This is a genomic window from Neisseria sp. HMSC064E01, from assembly GCF_001808875.1.
In the GTDB taxonomy this organism is placed as follows: domain Bacteria; phylum Pseudomonadota; class Gammaproteobacteria; order Burkholderiales; family Neisseriaceae; genus Neisseria; species Neisseria sicca_A.
In genome coordinates this window covers 1-16491 of record NZ_KV794904.1, presented here as the reverse complement: position 1 = coordinate 16491, position 16491 = coordinate 1, and the positions used below count along the sequence as shown (strand labels likewise).

General features: G+C 50.8%; 12 protein-coding genes and 1 pseudogene. 12 read left to right on the top strand and 1 reads right to left on the bottom strand.

Going from position 1 to position 16491, the window contains the following annotated elements:
* Positions 1–158: 158 nt before the first annotated feature.
* The 10 genes and pseudogenes from HMPREF2572_RS03280 (at position 159) to HMPREF2572_RS03235 (ending at position 10478) form a co-directional block, all read left to right on the top strand.
* Positions 159–2987 carry a 2-oxoglutarate dehydrogenase E1 component gene (locus tag HMPREF2572_RS03280; RefSeq protein ID WP_070496248.1) on the top strand — a complete coding sequence of 943 codons (2829 nt, stop codon included), beginning with the start codon at positions 159–161 and terminating at the stop codon, positions 2985–2987.
* Positions 2988–3099: 112 nt separating this feature from the next.
* The gene (odhB, locus tag HMPREF2572_RS03275; RefSeq protein ID WP_070496247.1) at positions 3100–4287 is read left to right on the top strand and encodes a 2-oxoglutarate dehydrogenase complex dihydrolipoyllysine-residue succinyltransferase; all 1188 of its coding nucleotides are present in this window, start codon (positions 3100–3102) and stop codon (positions 4285–4287) included.
* Between the two features lie 192 nt (positions 4288–4479).
* Positions 4480–4749 (top strand): hypothetical protein, encoded by a 270-nt coding sequence (locus tag HMPREF2572_RS03270; protein WP_009312043.1) that lies wholly within the window; start codon positions 4480–4482, stop codon positions 4747–4749.
* Positions 4750–4944: 195 nt separating this feature from the next.
* Positions 4945–6378: a dihydrolipoyl dehydrogenase gene (gene lpdA / locus HMPREF2572_RS03265; RefSeq protein WP_016687976.1), complete on the top strand. Its 1434-nt coding sequence runs from the start codon at positions 4945–4947 to the stop codon at positions 6376–6378.
* 199 nt (positions 6379–6577) lie between these two features.
* On the top strand, positions 6578–6865 hold the full coding sequence (locus HMPREF2572_RS03260) for a hypothetical protein (protein WP_070496246.1): 288 nt from the start codon (positions 6578–6580) through the stop codon (positions 6863–6865).
* 95 nt (positions 6866–6960) lie between these two features.
* A pseudogene (gene sucC / locus HMPREF2572_RS03255) lies at positions 6961–8130 on the top strand (ADP-forming succinate--CoA ligase subunit beta); the annotation flags it as partial.
* Between the two features lie 10 nt (positions 8131–8140).
* The gene (gene sucD / locus HMPREF2572_RS03250; protein ID WP_070496244.1) at positions 8141–9031 is read left to right on the top strand and encodes a succinate--CoA ligase subunit alpha; all 891 of its coding nucleotides are present in this window, start codon (positions 8141–8143) and stop codon (positions 9029–9031) included.
* Between the two features lie 212 nt (positions 9032–9243).
* Positions 9244–9678, top strand: a complete 435-nt coding sequence (locus tag HMPREF2572_RS03245) for an ElaB/YgaM/YqjD family protein (RefSeq protein ID WP_019270315.1) — start codon at positions 9244–9246, stop codon at positions 9676–9678.
* A 139-nt stretch (positions 9679–9817) separates the two neighbouring features.
* Positions 9818–10216 (top strand): phage holin family protein, encoded by a 399-nt coding sequence (locus HMPREF2572_RS03240; RefSeq protein WP_019270316.1) that lies wholly within the window; start codon positions 9818–9820, stop codon positions 10214–10216.
* Positions 10209–10478: a hypothetical protein gene (locus HMPREF2572_RS03235; protein WP_019270317.1), complete on the top strand. Its 270-nt coding sequence runs from the start codon at positions 10209–10211 to the stop codon at positions 10476–10478. Before HMPREF2572_RS03240 ends, HMPREF2572_RS03235 begins: the two co-directional genes overlap by 8 nt.
* Positions 10479–10524: 46 nt before the next feature.
* Here HMPREF2572_RS03235 and HMPREF2572_RS03230 read toward each other — a convergent pair whose 3' ends face one another.
* Positions 10525–12066 (bottom strand): surface lipoprotein assembly modifier, encoded by a 1542-nt coding sequence (locus HMPREF2572_RS03230; protein ID WP_070496243.1) that lies wholly within the window; start codon positions 12064–12066, stop codon positions 10525–10527.
* 561 nt (positions 12067–12627) lie between these two features.
* Between HMPREF2572_RS03230 and HMPREF2572_RS03225 the strand changes: the two genes are divergently transcribed.
* Both HMPREF2572_RS03225 and HMPREF2572_RS03220 read left to right on the top strand, forming a co-directional pair.
* On the top strand, positions 12628–13623 hold the full coding sequence (locus tag HMPREF2572_RS03225) for a Slam-dependent surface lipoprotein (protein WP_070496242.1): 996 nt from the start codon (positions 12628–12630) through the stop codon (positions 13621–13623).
* A gap of 53 nt (positions 13624–13676) precedes the next feature.
* Entirely contained in the window at positions 13677–16094 is a 2418-nt protein-coding gene (locus HMPREF2572_RS03220) for a TonB-dependent hemoglobin/transferrin/lactoferrin family receptor (protein WP_070496241.1), read from the top strand.
* The last annotated feature ends 397 nt before the right edge of the window (positions 16095–16491 follow it).

Sequence of the window (16491 nt, the reverse complement as noted above, 5' to 3'; positions counted from 1 at the left end):
AGCTTTTTTAAATGAGTTTGTCCGCAATAAACGAAACAGATACAAGTAATTTGGCTGGAAATAGGGTAGAATGAAGTGTCATTTCAAACGGCATGGATTCCGTTGAAACACATGGAATTCTACCCTTTGTTTATATTTTAAAGAAAAGAGCTCGTGTCATGATGGATGAAAAACTCAATTTTTCTTATCTGTTCGGTTCAAATGCTCCCTACATCGAAGAGTTGTATGAGAATTTCTTGGAAAACCCAAATTCTGTCGATGAGAAATGGAAGCAATATTTCACCGACTTAAGCAAGCAGCCCGGTGCGGCAGATGTTGATGTTGCCCATGCTCCGATCCGTGAATCCTTCGCCAATTTGGCAAAAACCAAATCGACAGCGGCTATTGCCGGCGGTATGGATGAAGCCATGATGAAAAAACAGGTCGGCGTACTGCGGTTGATTTCTGCTTACCGTATTCAAGGTGTGGGCGCTGCTCAGCTTGACCCGCTCAAACGTATCCCGCCAAGAAATATTGAAGCCCTCGATCCCAAATTCCACGGACTGAATGATGCCGATATGGCGGTTCAGTTCAATATGGGCGAGGGCGATTTTTCCGGCCAAAGCAAACTGCCCTTGTCCCAAATCATCAGCAACCTCAAACAAACCTACTGCGGTCACCTCGCATTGGAATACATCTACATTCCCAATACAGAAGAACGCCGCTGGTTGCGCAATTATTTTGAGGATGTGCTGTCCACCCCGAGTTACAGTGCCGAACAGAAACGCCGCATCCTGAAAGAAATGACCGCTGCCGAGACTTTGGAGCGTTACCTGCATACCAAATATGTCGGTCAGAAACGCTTCGGCGTTGAAGGTGGCGAGAGTGTGATTGCCGGTCTGAATTACCTGATTCAAAACGCAGGTAAAGACGGTGTCGAAGAAGTCATCATCGGTATGGCACACCGAGGTCGTCTGAATGTCTTGGTCAACATTTTGGGCAAGAAACCGGGCGATTTGTTTGCCGAGTTTGAAGGCCGCGCCGAAATCAAGCTGCCCAGCGGTGACGTGAAATACCACATGGGTTTCAGCTCTGACATCGCTACGCCGAACGGTCCGATGCACGTTTCTTTGGCGTTCAACCCGTCTCACTTGGAAATCGTCAATCCTGTCGTTGAAGGTTCTGCACGCGCCAAACAAAAACGTCTGGGCGAAAACGGCCGCGACAAAGTATTGCCCGTATTGATTCACGGCGACTCTGCATTTGTCGGCTTGGGCGTCAACCAAGCGACGTTCAATCTGTCCAAAACGCGCGGCTATACCACCGGCGGTACGGTCCACATCGTCATCAACAACCAAATCGGCTTCACCACCTCCGATACCCGCGACACCCGTTCGACCGTGCATTGTACCGACGTGGCGAAAATGGTTTCCGCTCCGGTCATCCATGTCAACGGCGACGATCCAGAACGCGTTTGCTTCGCCATCCAAGCCGCTTTGGACTACCGTAAGAAATTCAACAAAGACATCGTGATCGATGTCGTCTGCTACCGCAAATGGGGCCACAACGAGGGCGACGATCCGACCCTGACCCAGCCGATGATGTACAAAAAAGTATCGCAACACCCCGGTGCGCGTGCTTTGTACACCGAGCAACTGATTGCAGAAGGCGTGGTGACGCAGGCAGAAGCCGACGGCTATATCCAAGCCTACCGCGATGCTTTGGATAAAGGCGAACATGTCGAACAAACGACGTTGAGCAATTTCCAACGCACGCAAATCGACTGGAGCAAATACCAAGGCAAAGACTGGCGTGAAGATGTGGAAACCGGCCTGCCCGCTGCCGACATCGAGCGTCTTGCCGAGAAATTTACCGCAGTCCCCGAAGGCTTTGCACTGCATCCGACTGCCAAACGCGTGCTCGAAGCGCGCAAAGGCATGGCTGCGGGCAGTCAGCCGATTGACTGGGGTATGGCGGAAACCCTCGCATACGCCAACTTGGTCACCAAAGGCCACGGCGTGCGCATTTCCGGCGAAGACTCCGGACGCGGTACATTCTCACACCGTCATGCCGTATTGCACGACCAAAAACGCGAAAAATGGGATGACGGCACTTATGTACCGCTGCGCAATATGGGCGAAGGTACGGGCGAATTCCTCGTCATCGACTCCATCTTGAATGAAGAAGCCGTCATGGCGTACGAATACGGTTTTGCCTGCTCAGCACCTGATAAACTGACCATTTGGGAAGCGCAGTTCGGCGACTTTGCCAATGGCGCTCAAGTCACCATCGACCAATTCCTGTCGTCAGGCGAAACCAAGTGGGGCCGTCTCTGCGGTCTGACCACCATCCTGCCGCACGGTTACGACGGTCAGGGCCCGGAACACTCATCCGGCCGCGTAGAACGCTGGTTGCAATTGTGTTCTGAACACAATATGCAAATCATCATGCCGTCCGAAGCGTCGCAAATGTTCCACCTGCTGCAACGCCAAGTCTTGGGTTCGTACCGCAAACCGCTGGTGATTTTCATGTCCAAACGCCTGTTGCGCTTCAAAGGCGCGATGAGTCCGCTGGAAAACTTTACCGAAGGTTCGCGCTTCCGTCCCGTCATCGGCGATACCGCCGAGCGTGGCAACAATGAAAGCGTGAAACGCGTGATTCTGTGTGCCGGACAGGTTTACTACGATTTGGAAGCAGGCCGTGCCGAGCGCAAACTGGAAAACGATGTCGCCATCGTCCGCGTCGAGCAGCTTTATCCGTTCCCATACGACGAGGTGCGTGCAGAGTTGGCGAAATATCCGAACGCGAAATCCGTGGTTTGGGCACAAGAAGAGCCGAAAAACCAAGGTGCGTTCTACCAAATCCGCCACCGCTTGGAAGACGTTATCGGCGAAAGCCAAAAACTGTCTTATGCCGGTCGTCCGAGCAGCGCATCGCCAGCCGTCGGCTATATGAGCAAACACGTCGCCCAGCTGAAACAACTGGTTGAAGACGCAATGACGCTGTAACGCAATACGGTGCGGCGTTCCGAATGAAACACTCCAGACGGAACGCCTACCAAACAAAAGAGATAACACACAACAGGTCGTCTGAAAACCAACGACCATCCGGAGACACAAAATGATTATTGATGTAAAAGTACCCATGCTGTCCGAAAGCGTATCCGAAGGCACGCTCTTGGAATGGAAGAAAAAAGTCGGCGAAGCCGTAGCGCGCGACGAAATCCTGATTGACATCGAAACCGACAAAGTGGTTTTGGAAGTACCTTCCCCACAAGCCGGTGTATTGGTTGAAATCATTGCCCAAAACGGCGAAACCGTTGCCGCCGAACAAGTATTGGCACGCATCGACACCGCAGCAACCGCTTCCGCTTCTGCTGAAGCCCCAGCCGCCGCGCCTGCACCTGAAGCCGCTCCCGCCGCTGCGCAAACCAATGCCGCCATGCCTGCTGCCGCCAAACTGGCAGCCGAAACCGGCGTGGATGTGAACGCGCTGCAAGGTTCCGGTCGTGACGGTCGCGTCTTGAAAGAAGACGTGCAAAACGCTACCGCCAAACCTGCTGCCGCACCCGCTGTCTCGTCTGTACCTGCACCTGTTCCCGCGGGTGCACGTCCGGAACAACGCGTTCCGATGAGCCGCCTACGCGCCCGTGTTGCCGAACGTCTCTTGGCTTCGCAACAAGAAAACGCGATTCTGACTACGTTCAACGAAGTCAACATGAAACCCATCATGGACTTGCGTGCGAAATACAAAGAAAAATTCGAGAAAGAACACGGCGTCAAACTCGGCTTCATGTCTTTCTTCGTCAAAGCAGCCGTTGCCGCGCTGAAAAAATATCCGGTGGTCAATGCCTCCGTTGACGGCAGCGACATCGTTTATCACGGTTACTTCGACATCGGTATCGCTATCGGCAGCCCGCGCGGTCTGGTCGTTCCGATTCTGCGAGATGCCGACCAAATGAGTATTGCCGACATCGAACAAGCCATCGTTGATTACGCCAAAAAAGCCAAAGACGGTAAAATCGCGCTGGAAGATTTGACCGGCGGTACGTTCAGTATTACCAACGGCGGTACGTTCGGTTCAATGATGTCCACCCCGATTATCAATCCGCCGCAATCCGCCATTTTGGGTATGCACGCGACCAAAGAGCGCGCAGTCGTGGAAAACGGCCAAGTTGTCGTCCGTCCGATGATGTATCTGGCACTCTCTTACGACCACCGCATCATCGACGGCCGCGAAGCCGTGCTGACTTTGGTTGCTATCAAAGACGCGCTGGAAGATCCGGCACGCCTGTTGTTGGATCTGTAAACGCCGCCAAAGGGATATAAAGCGGATAAAAACAGAGCAGTTTGAAATCGGGCTGCTTACTGGCTTTCAGACGACCTTGAAACGAAAAAGGTCGTCTGAAAACAGCAGGATGTTTGAAATCTAAGGGAGAAAGTTTGTTGCTGCCATTTTTCGTGCAGAAGCAAACGCTTGAAAATCCATAGGAGCGTATCCATGAAACCCATCTCCCTGTTTCCGCTTTTGGCTGTCGTTTCCCTGCTTGGCGCGTGTGCCGCATTCGAAGGCAAGGAATATTCCGTCAACGCTTATGATGCGCGCGGCAGAATGTTGAACAAGCGTTTTGAAATGGACAGCAACAAAGCAGGCATTCCCGTCGCCCGCAGCGTTTTGTGCAAACGTTATCCGCACGCTACCGTGCGCGTTTACAACAATTTTACCGGACAGGAAGTCAGGGAATACAGTCCGCATTCCTGCCGCCGCTGATGCGTCCGAACCAATCGGGCTGAAATTTGAATAGGTCGTGCCTGTGAGCAGGCTTCGCACTCTGAAAAAGGCAGAATAAGTTTTAATTTTGTTGAAGCCGCGTTTTCAGACGACCTCTCATGCAAAATATAGTGGATAAACTTTTGCTGAAGGTTTTCCTGCGGCAAAAATATCAAACAACAAAGGATTTTTCACATGTCTCAATACGATGTAGTAGTCATCGGCGCAGGTCCCGGCGGATACGTTGCCGCCATCCGCGCCGCCCAACTGGGTTTCAAAACCGCCTGTGTCGATGCAGGCGTCAACAAAGCAGGCGACGCGCCCGCGCTGGGCGGTACCTGCCTGAACGTCGGCTGCATTCCTTCCAAAGCCCTGTTGCAATCCAGCGAACATTTCCATGCTGCGCAGCATGATTTTGCCGAACACGGCATCAGCGTCGGCGACATCAAATTCGACGCGGCGAAAATGATTGCGCGCAAAGACGCTATCGTAACCAAGCTTACCGGTGGCGTGAAATTCCTGTTCCAAAAAAACAAAGTAACCAGCCTGTTCGGTACGGCTTCATTTGCCGGCAAAAACGGCGATGCCTACCAAATCGAAGTCGATAACAAAGGCGAAAAAACCGTTATCGAAGCCAAACACGTCATCGTAGCGACCGGCTCCGTGCCGCGTCCGCTGCCGCAGGTTGCCATCGACAATGTAAACGTTTTGGACAACGAAGGCGCATTGAACCTGACCGAAGTGCCCGCCAAACTGGGCGTTATCGGTTCGGGCGTGATTGGTTTGGAAATGGGTTCGGTGTGGAACCGCGTCGGTTCGCAGGTCACCATCCTCGAAGCCATGCCGACTTTCCTTGCCGCCGCCGACCAGCAAATCGCCAAAGAAGCCTTCAAATATTTCACCAAAGAGCAGGGCCTGAACATCGAACTGGGCGTGAAAATCGGCGACATCAAATCTGAAGGCAAAGGCGTGTCCGTTGCCTACCAAACTGCCGCAGGCGAAGCCAAAACCGAAGTCTTCGACAAACTCATCGTCGCCATCGGCCGTATTCCGAATACTAAAGGCTTGAACGCCGAAGCCGTCGGCTTGGAAAAAGACGAGCGCGGCTTTATCAAAGTGGACGGCGAATGCCGCACCAACCTGCCTAATGTCTGGGCAATCGGCGACGTGGTTCGCGGCCCGATGCTGGCGCACAAAGCCAGCGACGAAGGCGTTGCTGTTGCCGAGCGCATCGCCGGACAGAAACCGCATATCGACTTCAACAGCGTACCGTTCGTGATTTACACCGATCCCGAAATCGCTTGGGTCGGTAAAACCGAAGAGCAGCTCAAAGCCGAAGGCGTGGAATACAAAAAAGGCACTTCCGGCTTCGGCGCAAACGGTCGCGCGTTGGCAATGGGTAAAGCCAAAGGTACGGTCAAAGTGTTGGCAGATGCCAAAACCGACCGCATCTTGGGCGTACACATGATCGGTCCGGTCGTCAGCGAATTGGTTACTGAAGGCGTCACTGCGCTCGAATTCTTCGCCAGCAGCGAAGACATCGCCCGCATCATTCATGCCCATCCGACCTTGTCCGAAGTGGTTCACGAAGCCGCACTGGCCGCCGACAAACGCGCTTTGCACGGCTGATGAGGTCAAGTAAAGCATAAAAGGTCGTCTGAAACTTTTTCAGACGACCTTTTCGGAAAGATGAATGTTCGCAAGTGATGTTCTGATGGGTATAAAGAGAAAGTAGGGCATATCAGTTGCCGCCGTTCTCGTATCAGAATGACGATTTCAGCTGAATCTACTATATAATCGGCGATACATTCACAGACAGCATTTAATTATGAATAAAGAAGTAATCGGTATCCTGTTTATACCGATGGGCATCCTCAGCATGTGTATGGCCGCGTTGTGGCAGATGTATGTGATGATGACCGAAACTTATACGCTCAACCGTTTCAAAGACAAAGAATTGGTTTGGCGCGTGGCATTGTTGTTTATCAGTTTCAGCCTTGCCGTTTACCTACTCTGCCCGAATTCGCGTAAAAAAGGCATCGTCTTTTTTATTCTCGGGGGCGGCGGTGCAATCATGTATCTGCTTGCGCGGATGTGGTTGCCGTTCAGCAAGTGAAACGACGATTTTCCGACCGCCGAAAGGTCGTCTGAAACGCACGGGGTTGCCATTCAGAGGCAGTCTCAGGACATTCCACTAATCTAAAGGAGAAATCCATGAATCTACACGAGTATCAGGCTAAAGAACTGCTGGCAAGCTACGGCTTGCCCGTGCAAGGCGGTATTTTGGCGCACAACGGCGAAGAAGCCGCAGCCGCTTACGACAAACTGGGCGGCAAATTTGCCGTCGTTAAAGCCCAGGTCCACGCAGGTGGCCGCGGTAAAGCGGGCGGCGTAAAAGTCGTCAAAAGCCGTGAAGAAGCCAAAGAAGTGGCGGAAAGCCTGATTGGCACCAATCTGGTTACTTATCAAACCGATGCCAACGGTCAGCCGGTCAACAGCGTTTTGGTTTGCGAAGACATGTATCCGGTGCAAACCGAGCTGTATTTGGGCGCGGTGGTTGACCGTTCTACCCGTCGCATCACATTCATGGCTTCGACCGAAGGCGGTGTGGAAATCGAAAAAGTTGCCGCCGAAACCCCTGAAAAAATCTTCAAAGTAACCGTTGACCCGCTGGTCGGCCTGCAACCTTGCCAAGCGCGTGAAGTGGCGTTCCAACTGGGCTTGAAAGACAAACAAATCAACGAGTTCGTCAAACTGATGACCGGCGCGTACAAAGCGTTTGTCGAAAACGACTTCGCTCTGTTTGAAGTGAACCCATTGGCAGTTCGCGAAAACGGCGCACTGGCTTGCGTAGACGGCAAAATCGGTATCGACAGCAACGCCCTTTACCGTCTGCCGAAAATCGCCGAATTGCGCGATAAATCCCAAGAAAACGAACGCGAGCTGAAAGCCTCCGAATTCGACCTGAATTACGTTGCTTTGGAAGGTAACATCGGCTGTATGGTGAACGGTGCCGGTTTGGCGATGGCAACCATGGACATCATCAAACTCAAAGGCGGCCAACCTGCCAACTTCCTCGACGTAGGCGGCGGCGCAACCAAAGAGCGCGTGGTTGAAGCGTTCAAACTGATTCTTGAAGACAAATCCGTCAAAGGCGTATTGATCAACATCTTCGGCGGTATCGTCCGTTGCGACATGATTGCGGAAGCCATCGTGGCAGCCGTTAAAGAAATCAACGTTGACGTGCCTGTCGTTGTCCGTCTGGAAGGCAACAATGCCGAACTCGGCGCGAAAATCCTGAACGAATCAGGTCTGAAACTGACTTCCGCCGACGGCCTGAATGACGCAGCCGAAAAAATTGTCGCAGCCGTAAACGCCTAAGGAGAAAAGAATGAGCGTATTGATTAATAAAGACACCAAAGTATTGGTTCAAGGTTTCACCGGTAAAAACGGTACTTTCCACTCCGAACAAGCTCTGGCTTACGGCACTAAAGTCGTCGGCGGCGTAACCCCGGGCAAAGGCGGTCAAACCCCCCTGAACCTGCCTGTGTTCAACACCATGAAAGAAGCGGTTAAAGAAACCGGCGCGGACGCATCCGTAATTTACGTTCCCGCTCCGTTTGTGTTGGACTCTATCGTTGAAGCCGTTGATTCCGGCGTAGGCTTGGTGGTTGTGATTACCGAAGGCGTACCGACTCTGGACATGCTCAAAGCCAAACGTTACTTGGAAACCAACGGCAACGGTACACGTTTGGTCGGCCCTAACTGCCCGGGCGTGATTACTCCGGGCGAGTGCAAAATCGGTATTATGCCGGGCCACATCCACCAACCTGGCCGCATCGGCATCATTTCCCGTTCCGGTACATTGACTTACGAAGCCGTGGCACAAACCACCAAACTGGGCTTGGGTCAATCAACCTGTATCGGTATCGGCGGCGACCCGATTCCGGGCATGAACCAAATCGACGCGCTGAAACTCTTCCAAGAAGACCCCGATACCGACGCCATCATCATGATCGGTGAAATCGGCGGTACTGCGGAAGAAGAAGCAGCCGAATACATCCAATCCAACGTAACCAAACCCGTCGTCGGCTACATCGCAGGTGTTACCGCTCCTAAAGGCAAACGCATGGGCCACGCCGGTGCGATTATCTCCGGCGGCAAAGGTACTGCGGAAGAAAAATTCGCCGCTTTCGAAAAAGCCGGCATCGCCTACACCCGCAGCCCTGCCGAATTGGGCAGCACCATGCTGGAAGTGTTGAAAGCAAAAGGCTTGGCATAACAACGCCTAGTCTTTTTGACTGAAAAGCTGAAAGGTCGTCTGAAAACTTGGAAACAGGTTTTCAGACGACCTTTTTATCTTCCGCGTTAATCTTTACATGTTTTCAAACCACCTTTAGCCGAATTGACTTGCGAAGAAGTGTAAAGGGGTTATAATCAATTAACAGATGAATAATCTGTTATTTCACCCATATGTACATCAAGGAGAAGGTAATGAAAAAGCATGATTTTGAATCCCGCAAAGAAGCTTTGTTGAAAGACATCCAAGACGTGATGAGCGATGTTGAAGAGCTGTACAGCAAAGGCGTGGAAGTCGGCTCGGAAGAGGGTAAAAAAGCCAAAGCAAAATTGCAAGAGAAACTTGAAGCTGCCAAGGATCGTTTACACGATTTTCAAGAAGAAGCTGGCGACCGAATCAGATACCACGCCGACCGCGCGCGTGAAAAATACGACGAATTTGAAGAAGAGGCAGAAGAGCGTTTCAGAGAAGGCAAAAAACGTTTGGCAGAGTTTAGCGATGAAGCAGGCGACCGTATCAAACGAGGCGCACGCCAAGCTGATGCAGCCGTACACGACAAACCTTATTACGCGATGGGCTTTGCCGCATTGGCAGGCTTGGTGGTCGGCGTATTGCTGAACCGCCGCTAATCGGTAAAACATGAATGCCGTCCGGACATGATTTTCCGAAATCTTGTTCCGGCGGCGTTTCCTTATGTGGGTCAGTACATTTCAGACGACCCCAAACCCTTCAGATTGTCCGTCTTGGAACAATAAGGGAAATCGGAATATGGGCATCAGACAAAATATCGAACATACAAAAACGCTACTGAATCAGGGTGTTGATTTGCTTTTGCTGCGGATGCAGATTTTGAATCTGGATTTGGCGGAGCAGGCGGAAAACGTGTTCCGCATCATCATATGGTTGGTCGTATCGGGCATCTTGCTGCTGATTGCATTCATCAGTCTGCTTTTCGGACTAAACCGCGTGTTGTCGGATACCGCGGCGATATGGGTATTCTTCGGGATTACCATCGTCAGCCTAATCGTCATTGCGGTCTTGTTCGGCAAAGTCGCAAAAGACTGGCGCAGCCAAAACAACCAAATCGCCGCAACCTTGCAGGACATTAAGGCAGACATTGCCTGTCTGCGCGGACAAGAAATGCAGGAAGGAGAGGACGATGAATAAAACGGAACGCGATGAAGCACGCGAACTGCTGCAACTGGAAGCCAAGCTGGTTCGCCTGAGAATCGAGGCATCGCATATGAAACAGCAAAAATGGAAAGAACAGGACGATCGCAAGTCAGATAAGCTGATGACGCTGCTGGACTTGGGTAGCGAACTGAACCGCACACGCCTCCTGTATAAAACGGCAGGACTTGCCATTCCCCGAAAATTCCGCTTAGGGGCGCTGTTGGCAGCGTTTGCATTGAAGGCTGCGATGAAGTAATTGGATTAAGACGCGGAGGTCCACGCATCCGAATTTACGGCTGTTTTTAAAAATTCCATTCAGCTCCCAACGACCATTGGTGGCTGCTGCGCCGTGCATAAGGGGCATTGCTGCGGATGCGGCTGTATCCGTAATTCAAGGTCGGCGTGATGCCTTTGTAGGACAATTTGTCATGGCTGAGGCTGACGGAGAGAGAGCGCTCGCGGTTGCGTTGCGGCTCCGTGCCGAATGCCATAATGCCTTTATAGCGGCGGTTGGCAAATGAAGCGGTCAGGCGGCTGTTCAGCCCACCCAAAAACGGCCATTGCTGTATCCAGCCTATATTGAACCCGTTGCGGCGGTAGGCGGCATTGTTGACGGCATTGCGTATGTTTTTGTTCTCAGGAACAAAGCGGTTGTATTGCCAACCGCCGAACAGGGTCGTACTGCCGAAACGGCGCGCCAGGGAGAGATAGGTACTGTCGTGCCAACCGTCGTTACGCAGCGCACGATCGGTTTCCCGGTAGTTTTGATGGTAGCGTTCCAGCGAGTAATAAAGTTGTGTCGCGTTGCCGAGATTGACCCTATGCGAAAGCTGTACGCCAACCCCGTGTGCCAGCATATACGGCGCGGCGCGGCGGTTGTTTTCTTTTTTACTGTCAAATTCGCTGCTGCCCGCCAACTGTGCCTGATAAAACGGTAAAACGCTGACGGTTTGTTTGCCGTCCTTGCGCTGCCAGCCCAAATAAGCCCTGCCGAACGCATCGTCGTAAGCTGATTGGCGGTCGAAAAAATAGCTCGTTCCGCTAAGGTTGGCGCGGAATTTGACGGCGTGATGCCCGTAAAACGGGGTGAGTTTTTCGGTGTTCAATTCGTAATTCAAGCCGTTGGCACAGACGGGCACAGTAACGCTGCATGCGGTTTGCCCCCTTGTTTCGATGCAATAACGCGGAGCAGCGTTGTTGGCGTTATCGCTATGCACGGGACTGATTCCGCCTGACCATTTCCATTCCGTCTGCCGTCTGACGGCTTCTTGAAAACGTTTGACGTTTTCCAAAACGGGGGCAGGTATATCACGCTGCGCGGCATGGCGGAAATGCGCCGCCGCCTCGCCCAAACGATAATCCTGAAACTCTGCAGCCGCCAAATCCAATAATATGCGGTCGTCTGAAGCGTCAGATTCATAAAGGGTACGATAACGTTCGACCGCTTCGGAAGTCCGCCCTTTCAACTTTGCCAGCAAAGCATCGGCACGCGTAATCAGCTTGGGATTGTGGTTGGGCTGTTTGCGGTAAAGGGCGGCAAGCGAAGAAACCAAATCTACGCTATTGCCGTTAAGTGCCCGAATCAGCGCGTCCTCAAGAATACGCGGGTTTGCCGCTAAAAAATCATCGCCGACCACAGTCGGTTCTCCTGCATTCTCATTCTTTTCAGACGACCTTTCTTCTTCGGACAAAATATCCAGCCATTGTTTTTGCTGCACTTGTACGGCAGCATCCTGAGAAGGCGAATCCTGCCGGACACCCCCTTCGGGCAATTCAGCCAAGACTGCGGAAGGCAACAGGCAGCATAAAGATACCGAAACCATTTTTTGTTTTATTCTTAACATTCAAAATCATCCGAAATATATGTTTGTATATCGCAGGGATAGCCAAATGCAACCCACATACCCTACTGATTTCTCCCAGTCAGGGATTTACGCCTGCCAAAGGTCGTCTGAAACTTTTCAGACGACCTTAGTTTTGCGTAAAAGCAACAGATTCGCATTAAGATGCAGCATTATAGAGATAAAATTCCAAAACAAACATAACTGATTTATTTTATGGTCTTATAAATTATTCAAATGTTATTCATCAGTAGATTCATAGGATTAATCAAGCCAACCCACTAAACACGCCTGGAATATATCTTGCGTATCCAAAGCAATCGTTTGATCCACACTATCCCCCAATATTCTTCATCAGTAATAGATAGTAGTATCAAATCAGATATTTAGAACAAATATTCAACTCCATGTCATTAATTGATTTATTTCTTAATATTTACTTCAGAAATCATAAAAAATCCACGCGGATATTGCCAAAACACCATGATTATTACAAAATATTACAACAAAATTGGTAATCCTTATCATTAATTTATAAAATATCAATATTAAGAGAGATTCATCATGAAAATCAAAGTACCCGCAATTTCTGCGGTAGCGACCCTTATTCTGACTGCCTGCGCTGGAGGAGGCGCATCCGAACCCAAAGTCCCCGTTGCCATTCCGACAGCGCAACCTATCGCCAATATCAAGCTGAGTGATGAGAGCAGTGCAATAAAGACCATAAACACCCTTTCCGGCAAAGGCGGCAGTCTGCATGAAGCGGAACTCGAAGTGAAAGCATCATGGGGCAGCTATACCGATAAACAATATGTCTATCAAACCCCTTCCGGCAACTATTACAACATCAGCTCATACTCTGATCCGATAGTTCCCTCATCTTTCAGCCCTTCCTACAATCTGCGTACCCGCCACGAAGGCCAGCCTTTGTCTGAGGGTGGAAAACTGTTTGTCTGTTGCAGCAATTCCGGACAATTCATCAATGCCCCCGCAACCAAACAGGACCACCTCAAATTCGGCGCATGGATAAGTTCAGACGGCACGGCAGACTTGTTTGTCGGCGGAAAACCCGTCGGAACGGCGAAACCGTCTTATTACACACCATCAGACAGTACAGTGGCAAAAGGCAAGACCACATACGAAGTTTGGGCAGTCCGCGTCCGCAACGGCAATATCGTTACCTCAACCTACGATCCGGGCAAATCCTCCGGGTCGTCTGAAAAAACCGCTCCCAAGCTTTCCCTGCTGACAGCCAATTTCAACACCAACAAACTCGGCGGCACGATTTTAGGCAATGCGGATTACGGTCCGGACGTTGTGATGAAAGATGTAGGCATCAACGGCGTTGATTTCTCAGGCACTGCCGAATCCGACGGTAAAAACGGTAAAGTCGAAGGAAAATTCTTCGGTCAGTTTAATGGCGGCCATCCAACAGAAGTCAGCATAGGCGGCAAAGTAACCTTCGATGCAGACAAATCGTTGGATACCGTATTCGGCGGTGTGGAAAATTCATCAGACCGCAATACAACAGATACGAGTTTGACACCTGTCAGCAAGTAACCGCACATCAGTCCCCCGATAAACCGATAATCAATATATTCAAGAGGCAAAAAATGTCCTTCCCCTTTAAACCCGTACTGCTGGCAGTTGTTGTCAGCCAAACTTTCCCTGCTTTCGCAGCCGATCCCGTACCGCAGGTCCGTCAGGATTTGAATGAAGTCAAAGTCATTGGTGGTCGTAAAGCCCAAAAACTTGGCGAAGAGAAAGTCCGCCGTCAGGCATTGGATAAACAAATGGTCTCCGATGAAAGCGACTTGGTACGCTACGATCCGGGCATCAGCGTCGTCGAAGGCGGACGCTCAGGTTCTAACGGTTTTACCATACGCGGTGTCGATAAAGACCGCGTTGCCATCAACGTGGACGGACTGGCACAAGCAGAAAGCAGGTCATCTGAAGCATTCCAAGAGTTGTTCGGTGCATACGGCAACTTCAATGCCAACCGCAACACTTCCGAACCCGAAAACTTTTCGGAAGTAACCCTTACCAAAGGCGCGGACTCGCTTAAATCCGGCAGCGGCGCATTGGGCGGTGCCGTCAACTATAAAACCAAATCTGCAAGCGACTACGTTTCCGAAGAAAAACCCTACCATTTAGGCATTAAAGGCGGCTATATCGGACGCAACAGCCAGAAATTCAGCAGCATTACCGCTGCAGGAACTTGGCTGGGTCTGGACGCATTGATGGTCTACACTCGTCGTTTCGGTAAAGAAACCAAAAACAACAGCGACGCTGCCGATACCGTCATCACCGACAACAAACAAAGCTGGAACCCGAATGCCGGCAGTACCAACTACGGCAGCCGCGGTATAGCGCGCAGCAAACCTGACCCTCAAAGTTGGGTGAATAAAAGTACCTTGTTCAAGCTAGGCTATAACTTCAATGATCAAAACCGTATAGGCTGGATTTACGAAGACTCTCGTACCGACCGCACAACGACTGAATTATCCAATATGTGGGCGGCAGACTGGAAAGGCGATGCACTGGGCGACACCCGTTCCCGTCAAGACATCTCCTACCGCAAACGCATCGGTTTTGAATACAAAAACCAACTTGACAAAGGTCCATGGGACAGTCTTAACCTGCGTTACGACCGTCAAACCATCGACATGAGCACCTGGAGCTGGGATTTGCCGACGGATTATAATCGCAGCGGTGTGAACAGCGACGTGTACCATATGTTTCGCAACATCCGTCAAAAAAATACCCAATTTGGTGCCGATGCTGAAAAACAAATCGACTTTTCCAAATTGGTATGGGCAATGCAATACGGATTGGGTGGTTCCCAAAACGACAACGACAATAGAGATCATAGCTATTGGGTACGCCTATACGACCCGAAATATCAAACGTCCAACAACCAAGAATTGACTATGCTGGTCGAAAGCTCCTCCAAAAACCGTTTTGCCTACTGGAACAACACATTCCAATTCGGCGACAGCAGCCAATACCGCCTCAATGCCGGGCTTCGCTACGACAACAGCAGCAGCAAAGCCAAAGACAATCCCAACTACACTCCTGCCATCCGCGGTCAAATTCCTTATCTCGGCAGCGAACGTAAACACAGCGGTTTCAGCTACGGCTTAGGATTAGACTGGAAATTCACGCCGCGTCTGAATCTTCTGGCGAAATACAGTACAGGTTTCCGCGCCCCGACTTCGGATGAAACCTGGCTCTTGTTCCCACATCCTGACTTCTACCTTAAAGCCAATCCTAACCTGAAGGCGGAAACCGCCAAAAACTTCGAGCTGGGACTTGCCGGCAGTGGCAAAGCCGGAAACTTTAAACTCTCCGGCTTCCAAACCCGCTACCGTAATTTTATCGAATTAACCTACATGGGCGTATCTTCCGATAATCCTAACAGCCCCAACTACGCTCCGATTTCCGACGGTACCGCCTTGGTCAGCTCGCCCGTTTGGCAAAACCAAAACCGCTCCTCAGCGTGGGCGAAAGGTTTGGAATTTAACGGCACATGGAACCTTGACAGCATCGGTTTGCCGCAAGGCACGCACGCAGGTGTTAATGTCAGCTACATCAAAGGCAAAGCCAAACAGACCAACGGACAAGAAACCCCGATTAACGCCCTTTCCCCGTGGTCTGCTGTTTACAATTTGGGCTACGATGCTCCCTCCAAACGCTGGGGTATCAATGCGTACCTGACACACACCGCAGCTAAAAAACCGTCTGACACCGTCCACAGCAGCGATGATTTGAACAACCCATGGCCATTTGCCAAGCACAGCAAAGCCTATACGCTTTTCGACCTGACAGGCTACGTCAACTTGGGCAAATACTTCACCCTGCGCGCCGGTGCGTACAACATCGGCAACAAAAAATACTACACTTGGGAATCGCTGCGCAGCATCCGCGAATTCGGCACAGTCAACCGCGTCGACAACAAAACCCATGCTGGTATAGAACGCTTCACCTCTCCGGGCAGAAGCTACAACTTCACGCTTGAAGCCAAGTTCTAAAAGCGTTTGAGGAGTAGGAAATTGTTGTGCTGTTTGCAATTTTCTGCGTCAGACAGATTTTGTTTTTTCTTACATGCTTTTTAAGCAGCTATCCAGTATGGTCAAGAACAGAGCAGTTTCTCCGTGTCTATCGATATTCTTGACAATGCCGAATAGCTGCTTTATCAGATCTTCAAGCAAAAGCCGAAAGTGTAAATAATGCTGTTGCTTTCTACAAAAAAGGTCGTCTGAAATTCAAAAACCATGAACTGCACCTCAAAAGTTGGATATTCCTCCAACTCGCAAGGTGCAGTTTTTTATGACTAAATATACATCATACTTCAAATACCAAGCCGTACTCTATTATTAGTACATACACAGACCAACAGAGACCTTTGCAAAAAAGCCCTTCCCCCGA